16 protein-coding genes are annotated in these 14,401 nt (G+C 67.6%); 13 read left to right on the top strand and 3 right to left on the bottom strand.

The features are described from left to right. Nucleotides 1–31 precede the first annotated feature (31 nt). A complete protein-coding gene (locus tag G6N32_RS27555; RefSeq protein WP_115318026.1) occupies nt 32–658 on the top strand; it encodes a TetR/AcrR family transcriptional regulator in 627 nt (208 codons plus the stop codon). A 5-nt stretch (nt 659–663) separates the two neighbouring features. Here the strand turns inward: G6N32_RS27555 and G6N32_RS27550 are convergent, their stop codons facing one another. Then, a complete protein-coding gene (locus G6N32_RS27550; protein WP_115318027.1) occupies nt 664–888 on the bottom strand; it encodes a hypothetical protein in 225 nt (74 codons plus the stop codon). Nucleotides 889–1,034: 146 nt separating this feature from the next. Here G6N32_RS27550 and G6N32_RS27545 point away from each other — a divergent pair, with 146 nt between their 5' ends. Further along, nucleotides 1,035–2,441: a cytochrome P450 gene (locus tag G6N32_RS27545; RefSeq protein ID WP_115318961.1), complete on the top strand. Its 1,407-nt coding sequence runs from the start codon at nt 1,035–1,037 to the stop codon at nt 2,439–2,441. On the opposite strand, the gene G6N32_RS27540 is transcribed toward G6N32_RS27545, so the two are convergent. Beyond that, nucleotides 2,397–3,401 (bottom strand): VWA domain-containing protein, encoded by a 1,005-nt coding sequence (locus tag G6N32_RS27540; RefSeq protein ID WP_174901038.1) that lies wholly within the window; start codon nt 3,399–3,401, stop codon nt 2,397–2,399. The two genes, G6N32_RS27545 and G6N32_RS27540, sit on opposite strands and share 45 nt — an antisense overlap. 94 nt (nt 3,402–3,495) lie before the next feature. Here G6N32_RS27540 and G6N32_RS27535 point away from each other — a divergent pair, with 94 nt between their 5' ends. Genes G6N32_RS27535 through G6N32_RS27525 form a run of 3 tightly spaced genes read left to right on the top strand, consistent with a single transcriptional unit; the run spans nt 3,496 to nt 5,005 of the window. Next, entirely contained in the window at nt 3,496–4,500 is a 1,005-nt protein-coding gene (locus tag G6N32_RS27535; protein ID WP_163789490.1) for a VWA domain-containing protein, read from the top strand. Between the two features lie 53 nt (nt 4,501–4,553). Further along, nucleotides 4,554–4,760: a DUF3072 domain-containing protein gene (locus G6N32_RS27530; protein ID WP_115318029.1), complete on the top strand. Its 207-nt coding sequence runs from the start codon at nt 4,554–4,556 to the stop codon at nt 4,758–4,760. Further along, nucleotides 4,757–5,005: a hypothetical protein gene (locus tag G6N32_RS27525; RefSeq protein ID WP_115318030.1), complete on the top strand. Its 249-nt coding sequence runs from the start codon at nt 4,757–4,759 to the stop codon at nt 5,003–5,005. The genes G6N32_RS27530 and G6N32_RS27525 overlap by 4 nt, the downstream gene beginning before the upstream one ends. On the opposite strand, the gene G6N32_RS27520 is transcribed toward G6N32_RS27525, so the two are convergent. After that, nucleotides 5,002–5,808 (bottom strand): HugZ family pyridoxamine 5'-phosphate oxidase, encoded by an 807-nt coding sequence (locus G6N32_RS27520; protein WP_115318963.1) that lies wholly within the window; start codon nt 5,806–5,808, stop codon nt 5,002–5,004. The genes G6N32_RS27525 and G6N32_RS27520 overlap by 4 nt on opposite strands. A gap of 120 nt (nt 5,809–5,928) precedes the next feature. On the opposite strand from G6N32_RS27520, the gene G6N32_RS27515 reads away from it, so the two are divergent. From G6N32_RS27515 to G6N32_RS27480, 8 genes are all read left to right on the top strand, one after another. After that, a complete protein-coding gene (locus G6N32_RS27515) occupies nt 5,929–7,047 on the top strand; it encodes an ABC transporter substrate-binding protein (protein ID WP_115318031.1) in 1,119 nt (372 codons plus the stop codon). 8 nt (nt 7,048–7,055) lie between these two features. Continuing rightward, nucleotides 7,056–7,919: an ABC transporter permease gene (locus G6N32_RS27510; RefSeq protein ID WP_115318032.1), complete on the top strand. Its 864-nt coding sequence runs from the start codon at nt 7,056–7,058 to the stop codon at nt 7,917–7,919. Between the two features lie 65 nt (nt 7,920–7,984). Beyond that, on the top strand, nt 7,985–8,701 hold the full coding sequence (locus tag G6N32_RS27505; protein WP_276047457.1) for an ABC transporter permease: 717 nt from the start codon (nt 7,985–7,987) through the stop codon (nt 8,699–8,701). Continuing rightward, complete coding sequence (locus G6N32_RS27500; protein ID WP_115318034.1) at nt 8,698–9,750, top strand: ABC transporter ATP-binding protein; 1,053 nt, start codon at nt 8,698–8,700, stop codon at nt 9,748–9,750. The genes G6N32_RS27505 and G6N32_RS27500 overlap by 4 nt, the downstream gene beginning before the upstream one ends. A 69-nt stretch (nt 9,751–9,819) precedes the next feature. Beyond that, nucleotides 9,820–10,305, top strand: a complete 486-nt coding sequence (locus G6N32_RS27495) for a GreA/GreB family elongation factor (RefSeq protein ID WP_115318035.1) — start codon at nt 9,820–9,822, stop codon at nt 10,303–10,305. 7 nt (nt 10,306–10,312) lie between these two features. Further along, complete coding sequence (locus tag G6N32_RS27490) at nt 10,313–11,287, top strand: NADPH:quinone oxidoreductase family protein (RefSeq protein ID WP_115318036.1); 975 nt, start codon at nt 10,313–10,315, stop codon at nt 11,285–11,287. Nucleotides 11,288–11,368: 81 nt separating this feature from the next. Further along, a complete protein-coding gene (locus G6N32_RS27485) occupies nt 11,369–12,649 on the top strand; it encodes a maltokinase N-terminal cap-like domain-containing protein (protein ID WP_115318964.1) in 1,281 nt (426 codons plus the stop codon). A gap of 49 nt (nt 12,650–12,698) precedes the next feature. Continuing rightward, nucleotides 12,699–14,378 carry a sulfatase-like hydrolase/transferase gene (locus G6N32_RS27480; RefSeq protein ID WP_163789605.1) on the top strand — a complete coding sequence of 560 codons (1,680 nt, stop codon included), beginning with the start codon at nt 12,699–12,701 and terminating at the stop codon, nt 14,376–14,378. Nucleotides 14,379–14,401 lie beyond the last annotated feature (23 nt).

Raw genomic sequence — 14,401 nt, 5'->3', positions numbered from 1 at the left:
GCAGGCGAATGGAAGCTGGGGTGTACAAAAGGTGAAGTCGTCTGCGTCGGTCGAATCCACGGCACCGCAGTCAGATCCCGCTCCCTCGACACCTCGCCAGCGGCTCATCGACGCGTTGGCCGCCTCGATCACCGACGTCGGATATTCGGCGACGACCGTCGCTGACATCGTGCGTCGCGCGCGGACGTCACGACGCACCTTCTACGAGTACTTCACCGACCGGGAAGCGTGCCTGGTCGCGCTGCTCGCCGATACGAACCGCCGGGCCGTGGAGACGATCTCGGCCGCCGTCGACCCGGCAGCGCCCTGGGAAACGCAGATCAGGCAGGCAGTGGAAGCCTGGGTCGCCAATGCCGAGTCGGAACCGGCGGTGATGCTGAGTTGGATCCGCGACGTCCCGGCCCTCGGAATGGCTGCCCGGACGTTGCAGCGGGAAGTCACCGAGTCGTTCATCGTGATGGTCCGGACACTGTCCGACACCGAGGAACTACGGGCCGCGGGCATTCCGATGGTGTCCCGTCAGCGGGCGATCATGCTGATCGGCGGATTGCGGGAACTGACCGCGGTGACGGTCGAGAGCGGCGGCCGGATGAAGGACATCACCGACGAGGCGGTCGCCGCGGCCAGCGCCCTACTAGGCCCGCATCGCGGCGGCTGAGCCGGCTACTTCTTGAGCCAGGCGCGAACTTTGGCCAGGTCGCGGGTGTAGGCCTCGTACATTTCGTCGTCGAAGAACGACGCGCCGCTGATGACGTCGTTGCCTTGCCAAATCACTCGGACCCGGTATCGGTCGCGCAGGTAGACGTCGACGCGCCCGCTTTCGCGGCGCTGCCAGCCCTTGTCTTGGCCGGCCTCGGAAATGGCCAGCCGCTCGTCCGTGCCAGACATCAGTGACTACTCCTCTTGGGCGGCGATACGCGCGCCCCCGGGGGTCAACAGTACGGGGAGGACCCCGGCCGGCTGTCGTTGTGTCGTTCGGTACATCGGCGTACCGTGGCCGGTACAGTGACGTACCGAAGCGGAGGATGGGAACCATGGCGCATGCGACGACCGATCCGGTCCGACTCCCGCCCGGCCCGAACGCCCCTCGGCTGCTGCAGGGAATTCGCTTCCTCACCGCGCGCCGGGCGGTGGTGGGCGACCTCGGCCGGCGTTACGGCTCGGCGGTCACCCTGAATCTGCCGATCTTCGGCAGGACCGTATTGATCAGCGATCCCGCCTTGATCAAAGAGCTGTTCACCACCGGCAGCGACCTGGTGGGCCGGGCCACCAATCTCGGCGAGGTGCTGGGCCCGGGCTCGACGTTCAGCCTCGACGGTGAGCAACATCGCGAGCGACGCAAACTGCTGGTCCCGCCGTTCCACGGCAAGCGCATGCACAGCTACGAGGCGATCATCGAAGAAGAAGTGCTGCGCGAGGTCGCGAACTGGCCCGAGGGCGTCGAATTCGAGACGTTGCCGTCGATGATGCGGATCACTCTCAACGCGATCCTGCGCGCGGTATTCGGCGCCGAGGGCGCCGCCTTCGACGAACTGCGCGAGCAGCTGCCCCGCCTGGTGGCCGTGGGATCGCGGCTTGCGTTGCTGCCGAGGGTCTTTCGGCGTGACTTCGGGCCCCGCAGTCCCGGTGGCGTTATGCTGCGTCACCGCCGGCGTTACGACGAGATCGTCGACTCGCTGATCGCCGACGCCCGTCGCGACCCGGCGTTCGACGATCGCCCCGACGTCTTGTCGCTGATGCTGCGGGCGCGCTATGAGGACGGCTCGGCGATCCCCGACCGGCATATCGCCGACGAGCTGTTGACCCTGCTGACCGCGGGGCACGAGACCACCGCGACCACGCTGGCCTGGCTGGTCGAACGGGTGCGCCGGCACCCGCAGCTGCTGGAGCGGCTGACCGCGGAAGCCGATGCCGGTGGCACGGAACTGCAACAGGCGACGATCTGGGAGGTGCAGCGGATGCGGCCGGTCATCGACGGCACATCGCGGCGGGCGTTGCAGCGAATCCGCCTCGGCGAGTGGGTGATTCCCGAAGGCCATGTGGTCATCGTCAGCATCCCGATGGCGCACGCCAACCCCGACCGATTCCTCGGCCCGTCGGTGTTCGACCCGGACCGGTTTGTCGGGAACCCGCCGGACAACTACGCCTGGATTCCGTTCGGCGGCGGGATCCGCCGCTGCATCGGCGCCGCGTTCGCCAACATGGAGATGAACGTCACCCTTCGAACCCTGTTGCGCGAGTGCACTTTTGCGCCTACCGATGCGCCAGGGGAGGCGTATCACTCGCGTGGCATCGCCAACGCCCCGGCTGACGGTGGCCGGGCGGTGGTGTACCGGCGGTCCGATGCCGGACCGTCGACCGGCTGGACGGCTCCTGGGAGTCTGCTGGGAATTGCGTCAGGCGGGGAGCCGGCGGTTCAGCAGAATTCCCGCTCCGATTGACAACGCCAGTGCCAGGGCGCCGAGTGCCACCCAGCCCGCACTGGCGTCGCCACGCACCACCTGGTAGCCGATCTGTTCGTCGAGGGTCGAGTACACCCGATTCAGCTCGCCGAGACTGGTGGCGCGAAAGGCTTGGCCGCCACTGAGATCGGCGATCCTGGCCAGCGACGCGTCATCGGTCGGAACCGGAATCGGCTGACCATCGACCTGAACCACGCCGTCCGGCGTGCCGAACGAGATCGTGGAGATCGGTACCCCCTGCTCTTTGGCGGCCTGCGCGGCGGTGAATGCCCCCCGCGGAGAGTCCAGGTCCGGCGGCACCGTCTCCTTGCCATCGGACTCCAGCACGATGCGGGCCGGCGGCGGCCCGTCGCCACCGCCCATCACCGCCCCGGTGGTCGCAATCGCTTGCAGCGCAGTAAAAATGCCCTCGCCCGTCGCGGTGCGCGGCTCGGGAACCAACTTGTCGATCGCCTGCTTGACCTGCTCCCGGTCGATCGTCGGCGCGACCAGCAGCGTAGCCCCCGACGAGAATTTCACCAGCCCGAGATTGATACCCGGGGTGAGCATGTCGGCGAAATGTTTGCCGGCCTCGCGGGCCGCCTCGATCCGGCTTGGCGCAACATCGGTGGCCGACATCGATTCGGAGACATCGATGACGAGCATGACGACGGCCCGATTCCGGGGGATCCGCACGTCATGGGTCGGCCCGGCCATCGCGGTGGTGAGCAACGCCAGGGCGGCCACCAGCAGGGCCGCGGGCAGATGCCGCCATCTGCGCGGCTTCTGGCCGGCGGCGACCTGCTCCAGCAGTGCCATGTTCGCGAAGCGCAGCACCCGCCGGCGCCGGCTTCGCTGAACCAGCAGGTAGGCGGCGACGGCGGTGCCGACGACCACGAGGTAGCAGAACAACCACGGGGTTGTGAAGCCCGAAAGTGACAGCGATTTCACAGCATCCACGCCGACGGGACCACCTCTCAACTAACCCCGGTACAAAGGACACGTTAGCCACCGTTTCTTGGGGCTGGCCGACAGTGACGACAGGAGTGGGTTGGTGCCCGGTATCGGTTCGTTGACCCTGAGCGGGCTGGCGCATCCCGGCCTGCTGGTGCTGGCCGTGATACCCGCATTGCTGCTCGGCTTGTACGTCCTCGGACAGCTTCAGCGACGGCGGCGTCTGCGACAGTTCGGCGAGGCGACGGCTCTGCGACGTTTGACGCCGAAGCGGCCACATCGGCTGCGGCACTTACCCATTGCGCTCTCGATCGGTGCACTGCTGCTGCTCGTCGTCGCGCTTGCCGGACCCACCCATGAGGCCCGCATCCCCCGCAACCGGGCGGTCGTGATGCTGGTCATCGACGTCTCACAGTCGATGCAAGCCAAAGATGTTGCCCCGACCCGCCTGCGGGCCGCGCAAGATGCGGCCAAGACCTTCGCCCAGCAGCTGACCCCCGGGGTGAATCTGGGTCTGGTGTCGTTCGGCGGCAACGTGAATCTGCTGGTGTCGCCGACTCCCGATCACGCGGCCACCGTGACCGCATTGGACAAGTTGCAGCCGGACAATTCCACGGCCACCGGTGAGGCGCTGTTCACCTCGCTGGAGGCGATTCAGACCGTCAGCACCGTGCTCAGCGCTGGCGATGCGACGCCACCACCGGCGCGCATCGTGCTGCTGTCCGACGGCGGCGAGAACAAGCCGGCCAATCCGGACAATCCGCGCGGGGACTTCACCGCCGCACGTGCCGCCAAGGATCAGGGGGTGCCGGTCTCGACGATCACGTTCGGCACCGAGGACGGGGTGGTGACGCTCAAGGACGACACCATCCCGGTGCCGTCGGACGGCACCCAGATGAAGCGGATCGCCGAACTGTCCGGCGGGCAGAACTACACCGCCACCAACATCGACGAGCTGAACAAGAGCTACGGGGCGGTTCTACAACAGGTCGGGTACCAGACGATCAGCGCTCCCGCGACCACCGGTTGGCTGCGGCTTGCGGTTGTTCTGCTGACCGTCGCGGCGTTTCTCGCGCTGGCAGTCAACCGGAACCTGCCCGCGTAGATGTGCGCTCGGATGGGCATAGCTAGTGCGACAAGCAGAGGAGGTCCAGCCGGATGAGCGACGACACCGCGCCCAACGAGAACCCCGCCAAAGACCCGAACGAATGGGTGACCGGCGATGAGCCGATGACCGGTCCACAACGCAGTTATCTGAGCACCCTGGCCCAGGAGGCCGGCGCCGAGGTGCCCGAGCAGCTGACCAAGGCACAGGCCTCGGAAATGATCGACGAACTGCAGAAGACGACCGGACGGGGGGCCTGATGATCACTCCCGACGACGTGCGCCGGCTCCTCGACGGTGACTCCGACGCGGTACTTGTTCTCATCGAAGGCCGCACCGAGGTGGTCGGGCCGGATGCGGTGGACACCGACGACTATCGCGGGGCGTTGCAGGTGATCACTCGCGCGGAACTGGTCGAGCAGGCCGGCGGCGAAGAACTCTCCGACCGTGAACTCGCCGAGCAGGCCGCGGCCCTGGACACCGCGGTCTCCGAACTGGGCGGTTAGTGTCCCGCGCCGCGGGCCCTTTTCACCAATTCCACTGAGGCCGAGCGCAATTCGTCGGCCGAGGACAACGGGCCGCCGAATCCGACCCGGGTGTATCCGGTGCCGCGCGGTGTGTCGACCCGCAGATCGAGGCCGTAGCGGTCGACGCCGGTGCACACCGCGGCCGTGGTGTCGGGGTAGCCGCCAAGGGCGCGCGCCATCGCCACCAGGGACTCGGCGTGATCGGCGTTGAGGTGGGCGATGGCACCGGCGGCCTGCGGGCGAACCGGGTCGGCGGTGGCCGCCGCGTAGTCCTGCGCGGTCGCCGAATCCATCCGGCCGTAGCCGCCCACCCAGCGCACGCGGTGCACGCGCAGCACCCAGAGCGTGAAGTCGGAGTAGTCGACGTAGTACTTCGCCGCCGCAACGGCGGCCAGATGCGCGTCGCGCGCAGCGCGGGCTTCGTCCCCGGTCGGACGTTCCGCGACGCCGGCGAGCGTGATCCGCCCGCTGGCCAGTGGGTCGGTCTCCGTGGTGGGCGCGACGATGGCAAGGCTGGCGCGCGGATCGCCTGCGAGGTTTCGGCCATGCTCGGCCATGTTGGACACGCACAGCACCGGCTGACCGTCGAGGAGCCCATAGGTGACGAACGAGGCCCACGGATCGCCGGTGGCGGTCAGGGAGGCCAGTGTCGCGGTGTTGGTCGACGCCGCGATGCTGCGAGCCTCCTCGGCCGCCGAAGGCCGGGTCGCGTCGACGACGGCGGTCAGCGGCGGCGGAACCGAGGGGGCGTCGCCCGGGTCGCCATGATCGCGTGATGCCACGTCGGCACGATACCGCGCAGGTAATGTCACAACCGTCGTGACGATCCCGTTCACCGTCGCGAAACACCGCGTACGCCGCGGCGCCACCGCATCGCTTCGAAGACATAAGAAGGTTCGGTCATGAGGAACGTACGTCTGATCGCTGTTGTCGCGGCCGCTGTCGTGGTCGCCGGTGCCGCCTGCGCACCACCGGAGAAGAAGAGCGGCGGCGATGGCAACGGCGCCGCGGCAGGTCAAGCCACGTCGATGGCCGACTTCGGCGGCATGGACGGGCTGATCTCGGCGGCCAAGAAGGAGGGCGAGCTCAACGTGATCGCCCTGCCGCCGGACTGGGCCAACTATGGCGCCATCATCAAGGCGTTCGGCGACAAGTACGGCATCAAGGTGAACTCGGCTCAGCCCGACGCGGCCAGCCAGGACGAGATCAACGCCGCCAATCAGCAGAAGGGCCGCAGCACCGCACCGGACGTCTTCGACCTCGGTCAGTCGGTGGCACTGGCCAATAAGGCGATGTTCGCGCCGTACAAGGTCGCGACCTTCGACAGCATCCCGACCGACATGAAGGCGGCGGACGGCTCGCTGGTCAACGACTACGGCGGGTACATGTCGATCGGTTACGACTCCGCCAAGGTTCCCGACCTCAGCTCCGTCAACGATCTGTTGAAGCCGGACTACAAGGGCAAAGTGGCACTCAACGGTGACCCGACCCAGGCCGGCGCGGCCTTCTCCGGTGTGGCGATGGTCGCCCTGTCCCAGGGTGGTTCGGCCGATGATGTCGCGCCCGGCGTCGACTTCTTCGCCAAGCTCAAGCAGGCGGGCAACTTCCTGCCCGTCGACCCGACGCCGGCGACCATCGAGTCCGGTCAGACGCCCATCGTCATCGACTGGGACTACCTGAACGCCGCGGAAACCAAGAAGCTGCCCAGCTGGAAGGTGTTCGTGCCGCAGGACGCGGTACTGGGCGGGTATTACTTCCAGGCGATCAACAAAGACGCACCGCATCCGGCGGCCGCACGGTTATGGCAGGAGTTCCTGTTCAGCGACGAAGGCCAGAATCTGTACTTGGCCGGCGGTGCTCGACCGGTGCGGGCCGATGCGATGGTCAAGGCCGGCACCATCGACACCGCCGCCTACGAGAAGCTGCCACCGATCAGCGGTAAGCCCGTCATCCTGACCCAGGCTCAGACCGACGCCGCGACCCGATACCTGGCCGACAACTGGGCCAAAGCGATGGGCTGACGCGTCGCGTGCTCCGCCATCAGTCGCCGGCCCAGCTTCTCCGGCAAGCACTTCCGTTGGTGCCGTTCGGAGTGTTCGTGACGGTCTTCTTGATCATCCCGACGGTGACGGTGATCGTGTCCGCGTTCTACTTGGACGGGGTGTTCTCGCTACAGCGAATCGGATTGCTGTTCTCCGGCACCGCGCTGGCCGCGCTCGGTAAGAGCGTGCTGCTCTCGACGGTCACGGCCGCGATCGGGGCGGTTCTGGGTGCGGTGCTGGCGTGGCTGGTGGTCACCAGTTCGCCGACGTCACCGATGCGCCGGGTGGTGCTGTCGCTGTGCAGCGTGCTCGCCCAATTCGGCGGCGTGGCATTGGCATTCGCCTTCCTGGCGACGATCGGCCTCAACGGCGTGCTGACCGTCTGGGTGTTCGACCGGTTCGGGCTCAACCTGGCCGGCGACGGCTGGCTGTATTCGCTGCGCGGCCTGATCCTGGTCTACACCTATTTCCAGATCCCGCTGATGGTGATCGTCTTCACCCCGGCGCTGGAGGGCTTACGAGCGGAGTGGCGCGAGGCGGCGGTCAGCCTGGGCGCCTCCCGGTGGGCGTACTGGCGCGAGGTGGGCTTTCCGCTGCTGACGCCGGCGTTCCTCGGATCCGCGTTGTTGTTGTTCGCCAACGCTTTTGCCGCCTACGCCACCGCCGCGGCGCTGGTCAGTCAGGGCAGCCCGATCCTGCCGCTGCTCATCCGCTCGGCCCTGACGTCGGAGGTGGTGCTCGGACAATCCGGGTTCGCCTACGCGCTGGCGCTCGAGATGGTGGTCGTGGTCGCCGTGGTCATGGTCGCCTACAACCTGCTGGTGCGCCGCACGTCGAGGTGGCTGCAGTGAATCGGGTCGGGCGGGCGGTGCTGCTGACACTGTTCGGGGTGTTCTTCCTGTTCCCGCTGTATGCGATGGCGGATTTCAGTACCCGCAACCTGATCCACGGGGGACGCACGCTTCAGGCGTGGAAGAACCTGATACAGAACGAGATGCTGTATCAGGCGATCATCGTGTCGCTTCTGCTGGCGGTGTTCACCGTCGGGCTGATGCTGGTGATCCTGGTGCCGACGATGATCTGGGTGCGCCTGCGCGCACCGTGGGGCAAACGGCTGATCGAGTTCCTGTGCCTGCTGCCCTTGACCATCCCCGCGCTGGTGATCGTGGTGGGACTGCGCAACGTCTACCTGTGGGTGGTCTACCTCCTCGGAGAGTCGGCGCTGACGCTGACGTTCGTCTACGTGATCCTCGTGTTGCCGTTCGCGTATCGATCCCTCGACGGCGCCCTGTCGTCGATCGACCTGAAAACCCTTGCCGAAGCGGCACGTTCCCTCGGCGCGGGCTGGACCACCACGATCCTGCGGGTGGTGGTACCCAACATCTGGTCGGGCATCCTGTCGGCCGCCTTCATCTCCATCGCCGTGGTGCTGGGCGAGTACACCATCGCGTCGTTGAGCGGATACCAGAACCTGCAGGTGGTGATCGTCGCGATCGGCAAGAGCGACGGGCCGACCTCGGTGGCGGCGTCGCTGGCGACACTGGTGTTCGGGTTCGTTCTGCTGCTGATCCTCTCGCTGGTGACCCGCCGTCACCGGCACGCCGGCGTCGTCGGCGGGAAAGGAAGCCGATGACCGGAAACGGTGTTGCCGTCGATTTCACGGATGTGACAAGGGTTTACAACGGGACCGTCCACGCGCTCGACGGACTGACACTGCACTTGGAGCCGGGTGAGATGGTCGCCCTACTCGGTCCGTCGGGATGCGGCAAGACCACCGCGCTGCGGATCCTGGCCGGGTTGGACGAGCCGACCGCGGGTCGGGTCGCCGTCGGCGGTGACGACATCACCGGTGTGCCGCCCAACAAGCGGGACATGGGCATGGTGTTTCAGGCTTACAGCCTCTTTCCGCATCTGACCGTTCTCGACAACGTCGCGTTCGGGCTCAAGCTGCGCGGGAAGAACAAAGCCGACCGGACCGCCAGGGCCGCCGACATGCTTGATCTGGTGGGCTTGTCCGAACACAAGCAGAAGTACGCCAGCCAGCTCTCCGGCGGACAGCAGCAGCGGGTCGCGCTGGCGCGTGCCCTGGCCATCCAGCCCCGGGTGCTGCTGCTCGACGAGCCGTTGTCGGCCCTCGATGCAAAGGTGCGCGCGCAGTTGCGCGACGAAATCCGGCGGGTACAACTCGAAGTCGGCACGACGACGCTGTTCGTCACCCACGACCAGGAAGAAGCGCTGGCCGTCGCCGATCGGGTCGGCGTCATGAACCAGGGCCGGCTGGAGCAGATCGCCGCGCCCGCCGACGTGTACGCCCATCCGGCCACCCCGTTCGTCGCCGAGTTCGTCGGCTTGAACAACAAGGTCGACGTCCAGGTCGTCGACGGGCGGGTCCACCTGCTGGGGACCACGCTGCCCGCGGCGACCGGCTCGGTGGCCGCGGGCGCCGGCGTCGCGCTGGTGCGACCGGAGTCGGTGCGAATCGACGCCGCCCCCGACGGCCCGGCCGCCGTCGCCTCGGTGTCATTCCTGGGCCCGATCTCGTTGATCCACTGCACCTTTGACGACGGCACCCGGCTGGTCGCCCAGAGCTCGAGTGCCCATGCCGCCGGGTTGACCCAGGGCGATCGTGTCGCTGCCCGCGTCGAGCAATCCGAGGTGCTGGTGATCCCGGCGGCCGGCTAGACCGCGCGCCGGACGAAAAGTCCCCGAACACAGCATCTCCGAGGCAGGCACGCAGGTACGTTGTCGGTCATGGGTCAGGATGAGAGAACGCCGAATTTCGCCGCGCAGGAACGCGACCGGATCGAGGAGGAACTTGCGGAGCTGCGCAGCCGCCGAGATCAGATGCGTGCCGAACTGCAGGGCGACGCCGACACCGTGGGTGACCGCGGCGATGCCGCCGACGCGTTGCAACGGTCGGAGGATCTGGCCGGCATCGACGAGCAGATCAACCGGTTGACCTGGCTGCTCGCCGGGGGGAACGCGGACGCCCCAGGGCAACTGCCCAACGGCACAGAGGTGACCGTGCGTTTCCCGGGTGACGAACCGGTGCGCATGCGGATCATCCACTTCCTGGAGGAGACGCCGGCCGGTGAAGAGGACACCACGCTGACCTCCGACAGCCCGCTCGGTCTAGCGTTGTTCGGGCGGCGTGCCGGTGAGACCGTCACCTACTCGACGCCACGGGGCGAGCTGCAGGTGGAGCTGCTGGCCATCGATATTCCGAACGAGCGATAGAGGTGTGATGCGGGCGATACGGGTGACCGAACTGGCCGGTCCCGAGTCGGTGCAACTGGTCGAGATCGACGAGCCGACCGATGAGGGCGCGATCCTGGTCGACGTCCACGCCGCCGGGGTGGCCTTCCCGGACGCCCTGCTCACCCGCGGGCTCTACCAGTACAAGCCGGAACTGCCCTTCACCCTGGGAGCTGAGGTCGCGGGTGTCGTGCGGTCCGCCCCTGCCGACGCTCCGGTGAAAGCCGGTGACCGGGTCGTCGGTCTGACGATGATCACCGGTGCGATGGCCGAGACCGTCGTGCTGACACCGGACCGGGTGTTCCCGCTGCCGGACAACGTCAGCTTCGAAGCCGGCGCCGGTCTGCTGTTCAACGACCTGACCGTGTATTTCGCTCTGACCGTGCGCGGCAGGCTGGCCAAGGGCGAGTCGGTGCTGGTTCACGGCGCGGCCGGCGGCATCGGCACCTCCACACTGCGGCTCGCGCCCGCGCTGGGCGCCAGCCGGGTGATCGCGGTGGTCAGCACCGAGGACAAGGCGGACGTGGCCAGGGCGGCCGGCGCCACCGACGTGGTGCTGGCCGACGGGTTCAAGGACGCGGTCGCCGAGCTGACCGGCGGCAAGGGTGTCGACATCGTGATGGACCCGGTGGGTGGCGACCGGTTCACCGACTCGCTGCGCTCGCTGGCGCCGGCCGGGCGGTTGCTGGTGGTCGGATTCACCGGGGGCGAGATTCCCACCGTCAAGGTGAATCGGCTGCTGCTCAACAACATCGACGTCGTCGGGGTCGGCTGGGGTGCCTGGACCATGACGCATCCCGGAGCGCTGACCGAGCAGTGGGACGGTTTGGCTGAGTTGCTGATCTCCGGCGCACTGGCCGCGCCGCAGCCGGAGGTGTATCCGCTGGAGCAGGCTGCCGCGGCGGTCTCCTCGCTGGAGAATCGCACCGCCAAAGGCAAGGTCGTGGTCCGCGTCAGGGACTGACCTGGGCGACGGTTCGGCTCACGCGGCGGCGGGTAGTGAAACCTAGATGCGCCCGTCCGAGGAGAAGCAATGAGCTCACCGGTGACCCTGCCCTGGACCGAGTGGCTGCCGACCCAGCGGTGGTACGCCGGTCGCACCCGAACCCTGGTATCGGCTGACACCGTCGATGTGGTGCCGTTGCGGCCACACCTCGATCTGATGCTGGTCGACGTCACCTACACCACCGGTCCTGCCGAGCGGTATCAGGTTGTGGTGCAATGGGATTCGACTCCACCAACGAATGTCGGCGCGATCATCGCCGACGGCGCCTTCGACGGCCTGCATGATCCGTCGTCGGCCCAGTTCCTGCTGTCACTGATGGACTCCGGCACCACGATCGGCGACGTCACCTTCACCAAAGAGCCCGGCGTGACTCTGCCGCTCGAGGTCACCCCGCGGGTGTCGACGGCCGAGCAGAGCAACACCAGCGTGGTGTTCGCCGACCAGGCGATATTCAAGTTGTTCCGCCGGGTCGCTGCCGGAATCAACCCCGATATCGAGCTGAACCGGGTGTTGGGCCGGGCCAAGAACCGGCACGTGGCCCGTCTGCTGGGCTCGTTCGACACCACCATGGACGGCCAGCCCTGCCCGCTGGGGATGGTGACGGCTTTCGCCGCGAATTCGACTGAGGGCTGGGACATGGCCACCGCGAGCACCCGCGCGCTGACGGTCGACGGCGCCGGCGCCGGCGACGGCTTTTCGGATGAGGCCTACCGGTTGGGCAACGCGGTGGCGTCGGTCCACGCGACGCTCGCTGCGGAGTTGGGGACGTCGACCGACCTGCTGCCCGTCGACGTGATGCGCCAGCGGCTGGCTGCGGCCGCGTCGGCCGTGCCGGAACTGGCCGAGTATCGGGCCGCGATCGAGGAGCGCTACGCCAAGGTCGCCGAGGAGCCGGTCGTCGTTCAGCGCGTCCACGGCGATCTGCATCTGGGTCAGGTGCTGCGCACCGCCGATGGTTGGCTGTTGATCGACTTCGAGGGTGAGCCGGGCCAGCCGGTGGAGGAGCGGCGCAGGCCCGACTCGGCCATGCGCGACGTCGCGGGCATGCTGCGGTCGTTCGAGTATGCGGCGTATCAGCAGCTGGTGGATCGGACCCCGGACCCGGAGCTGGCGGCCCGGGTGAAGGACTGGGTGGACCGCAACTGCGCGTCGTTCTGCGACGGGTACGCCGCCGAAGCCGGTACCGACCCGCGCGATCATGCGGCGGTGCTGGCCGCCTACGAGTTGGACAAGGCGGTCTACGAGGCCGGTTACGAGGCCCGGTACCGGCCCAACTGGCTGAACATCCCGATGCGTTCGATCGCCCGCCTGGTCGGCTGAGCCGCCGGCGCGAACCGAAGCCAGTTCTTAGATCGGCTAGTAAGTTGGGCTGATGGCAGTCACGCGCAGGACAGCGTTGGGGACGGCGGCCGCAGTCGGAGCCGCCGCGGCCGGGCTCGGCGGTGTCGAATTGCTCACCCGGGCGCAGCGCGGGCGAACCGGCATCCCCGCCGACGGCAAGCCCAACATTCTGGTCGTCATCGTCGACCAGATGCGCACCCCGCAGTGGTTTCCCGACCCCGCCGCGTTGGACGCCCGTCTGCCCCATCTGAGCGCGCTACGCCGGGCCAGCGTGTCCTTCGAACGTCACTACACCGCGTCGAACATGTGCACACCGGCCCGCGGGACGATGACCACGGGCCTGTATTCGCACCAAACCGGTTGTCTGTTCACCGGGGACGGAGCCACCGAGTCCACGCTGGCGCCGCAGTTTCCGACCTGGGGCACGCTGCTGCGTGACCGCGGCTACCGCACCTGGTGGTGGGGCAAGTGGCACTTGGGTGCCGAGGCGGACAACACTCCCGACGGTCTGGACGCCCACGGCTTCTCCGGCGGTACCTACCCGTCCCCGAATGGCGGGCCAAGCCAGGGCCTGCACCAGGATCCCCACATCACCGACCAGTTCGTCGAGTGGTTCGACGAGCACGCGGCCGACGGGCCGTGGTGTACGACGGTGTCGCTGGTGAACCCACACGACATCATGTGGTGGCCGAGAAGCCCACTGCCCGAGGATGTTCCGCGGGTCTTCACCGACCTGCCCGCCAATTTCGAAACACCTGAGGACATCCGTCGCCGCAACAAGCCGCAGCTGCAACTGGACTACATCGACTTCATGAGCCCGCTTCTCACCGGCGCGTTGCCCTATACGGGTCCCGACGTCACCAGGCAGTGGGCGCGCGGCCTGGACATGTACCTGTGGCTCCATCAGCAGGTTGATGCCCAGATCGGGCGTGTGACAGAGACTTTGGCCTCGCGTCCCGACATCGATCGCAACACGATCGTCGTGTTCACGTCCGACCACGGCGAATACGCCGGGTCGCACGGCATGCGCGGCAAGGGTGCGAGCATGTACGAAGAGGGCATCAGGGTGCCCCTCTACCTTCGTGACCCGTCCGGCCGGCTCACCCCGCGGCCCGGTGCGACGCGGGACCAGTTGACCTCCAGCGTCGACCTGGCGCCGCTGCTGCTGACCATCGCCGATGGCGGCAACAGCTGGCGGACCGACCCCGGATGCGAGCATCTGGCGCGCCGTGCCGACCTGGCCGCCATCGCCGCCGATGCCACGGCGCCCGGCCGGCCCTGGATAGCACACGTCACCGACGACGTATCGGTCGAGGAGATGGCCGCCCTGATGAGCTCCGACCGGGTGCGAAAGATGCTGGGCGTCAACGACAATCCGACACACATTCCGACTACCGCCCCGAGCCACCTCGTCGCGGTCCGTACGCGCGACGCCAAGTTCGGCAGCTATGCGTACTGGCGGCCCGGCGGGATGCAGATCGACGCATCGCGCCCGATCGATCACGAGTTGTACGACTACGCCACCCCGGAGGGCCTGCGCGAGATCGACAACCAGGCCGGCCATAACGCCAAACAGGCTGCGCTGCAGGCATTGCTGGACAACGAGGTCATTCCCGAAGTGCAGGCGCCGCTGCCGCGCGCGCTACACGCGGCACAGGAATTGGGGCTGGCCAACCTGCAGCAGGTCGCCGCCGCCCGCGGGGCGTAGGAGGTCCACGGGCGGCAGCGATC

This window comes from Mycolicibacterium aichiense, assembly GCF_010726245.1.
GTDB lineage: Bacteria > Actinomycetota > Actinomycetes > Mycobacteriales > Mycobacteriaceae > Mycobacterium > Mycobacterium aichiense.
The sequence above is the reverse complement of the archived record's forward strand: the minus strand, read 5'-3'. Positions and strand labels throughout refer to the sequence as shown.

Excerpts from the sequence above, each read along its gene's own strand:
- G6N32_RS27550 (WP_115318027.1), bottom strand. The coding sequence starts at position 888 with ATGTCTGGCACGGACGAGCGGCTGGCCATTTCCGAGGCCGGCCAAGAC.
- G6N32_RS27545 (WP_115318961.1), top strand. The coding sequence starts at position 1,035 with ATGGCGCATGCGACGACCGATCCGGTCCGACTCCCGCCCGGCCCGAAC.
- G6N32_RS27530 (WP_115318029.1), top strand. The coding sequence starts at position 4,554 with ATGAGCGACGACACCGCGCCCAACGAGAACCCCGCCAAAGACCCGAAC.
- G6N32_RS27515 (WP_115318031.1), top strand. The coding sequence starts at position 5,929 with ATGAGGAACGTACGTCTGATCGCTGTTGTCGCGGCCGCTGTCGTGGTC.
- G6N32_RS27505 (WP_276047457.1), top strand. The coding sequence starts at position 7,985 with ATGGCGGATTTCAGTACCCGCAACCTGATCCACGGGGGACGCACGCTT.
- G6N32_RS27500 (WP_115318034.1), top strand. The coding sequence starts at position 8,698 with ATGACCGGAAACGGTGTTGCCGTCGATTTCACGGATGTGACAAGGGTT.
- G6N32_RS27495 (WP_115318035.1), top strand. The coding sequence starts at position 9,820 with ATGGGTCAGGATGAGAGAACGCCGAATTTCGCCGCGCAGGAACGCGAC.
- G6N32_RS27490 (WP_115318036.1), top strand. The coding sequence starts at position 10,313 with ATGCGGGCGATACGGGTGACCGAACTGGCCGGTCCCGAGTCGGTGCAA.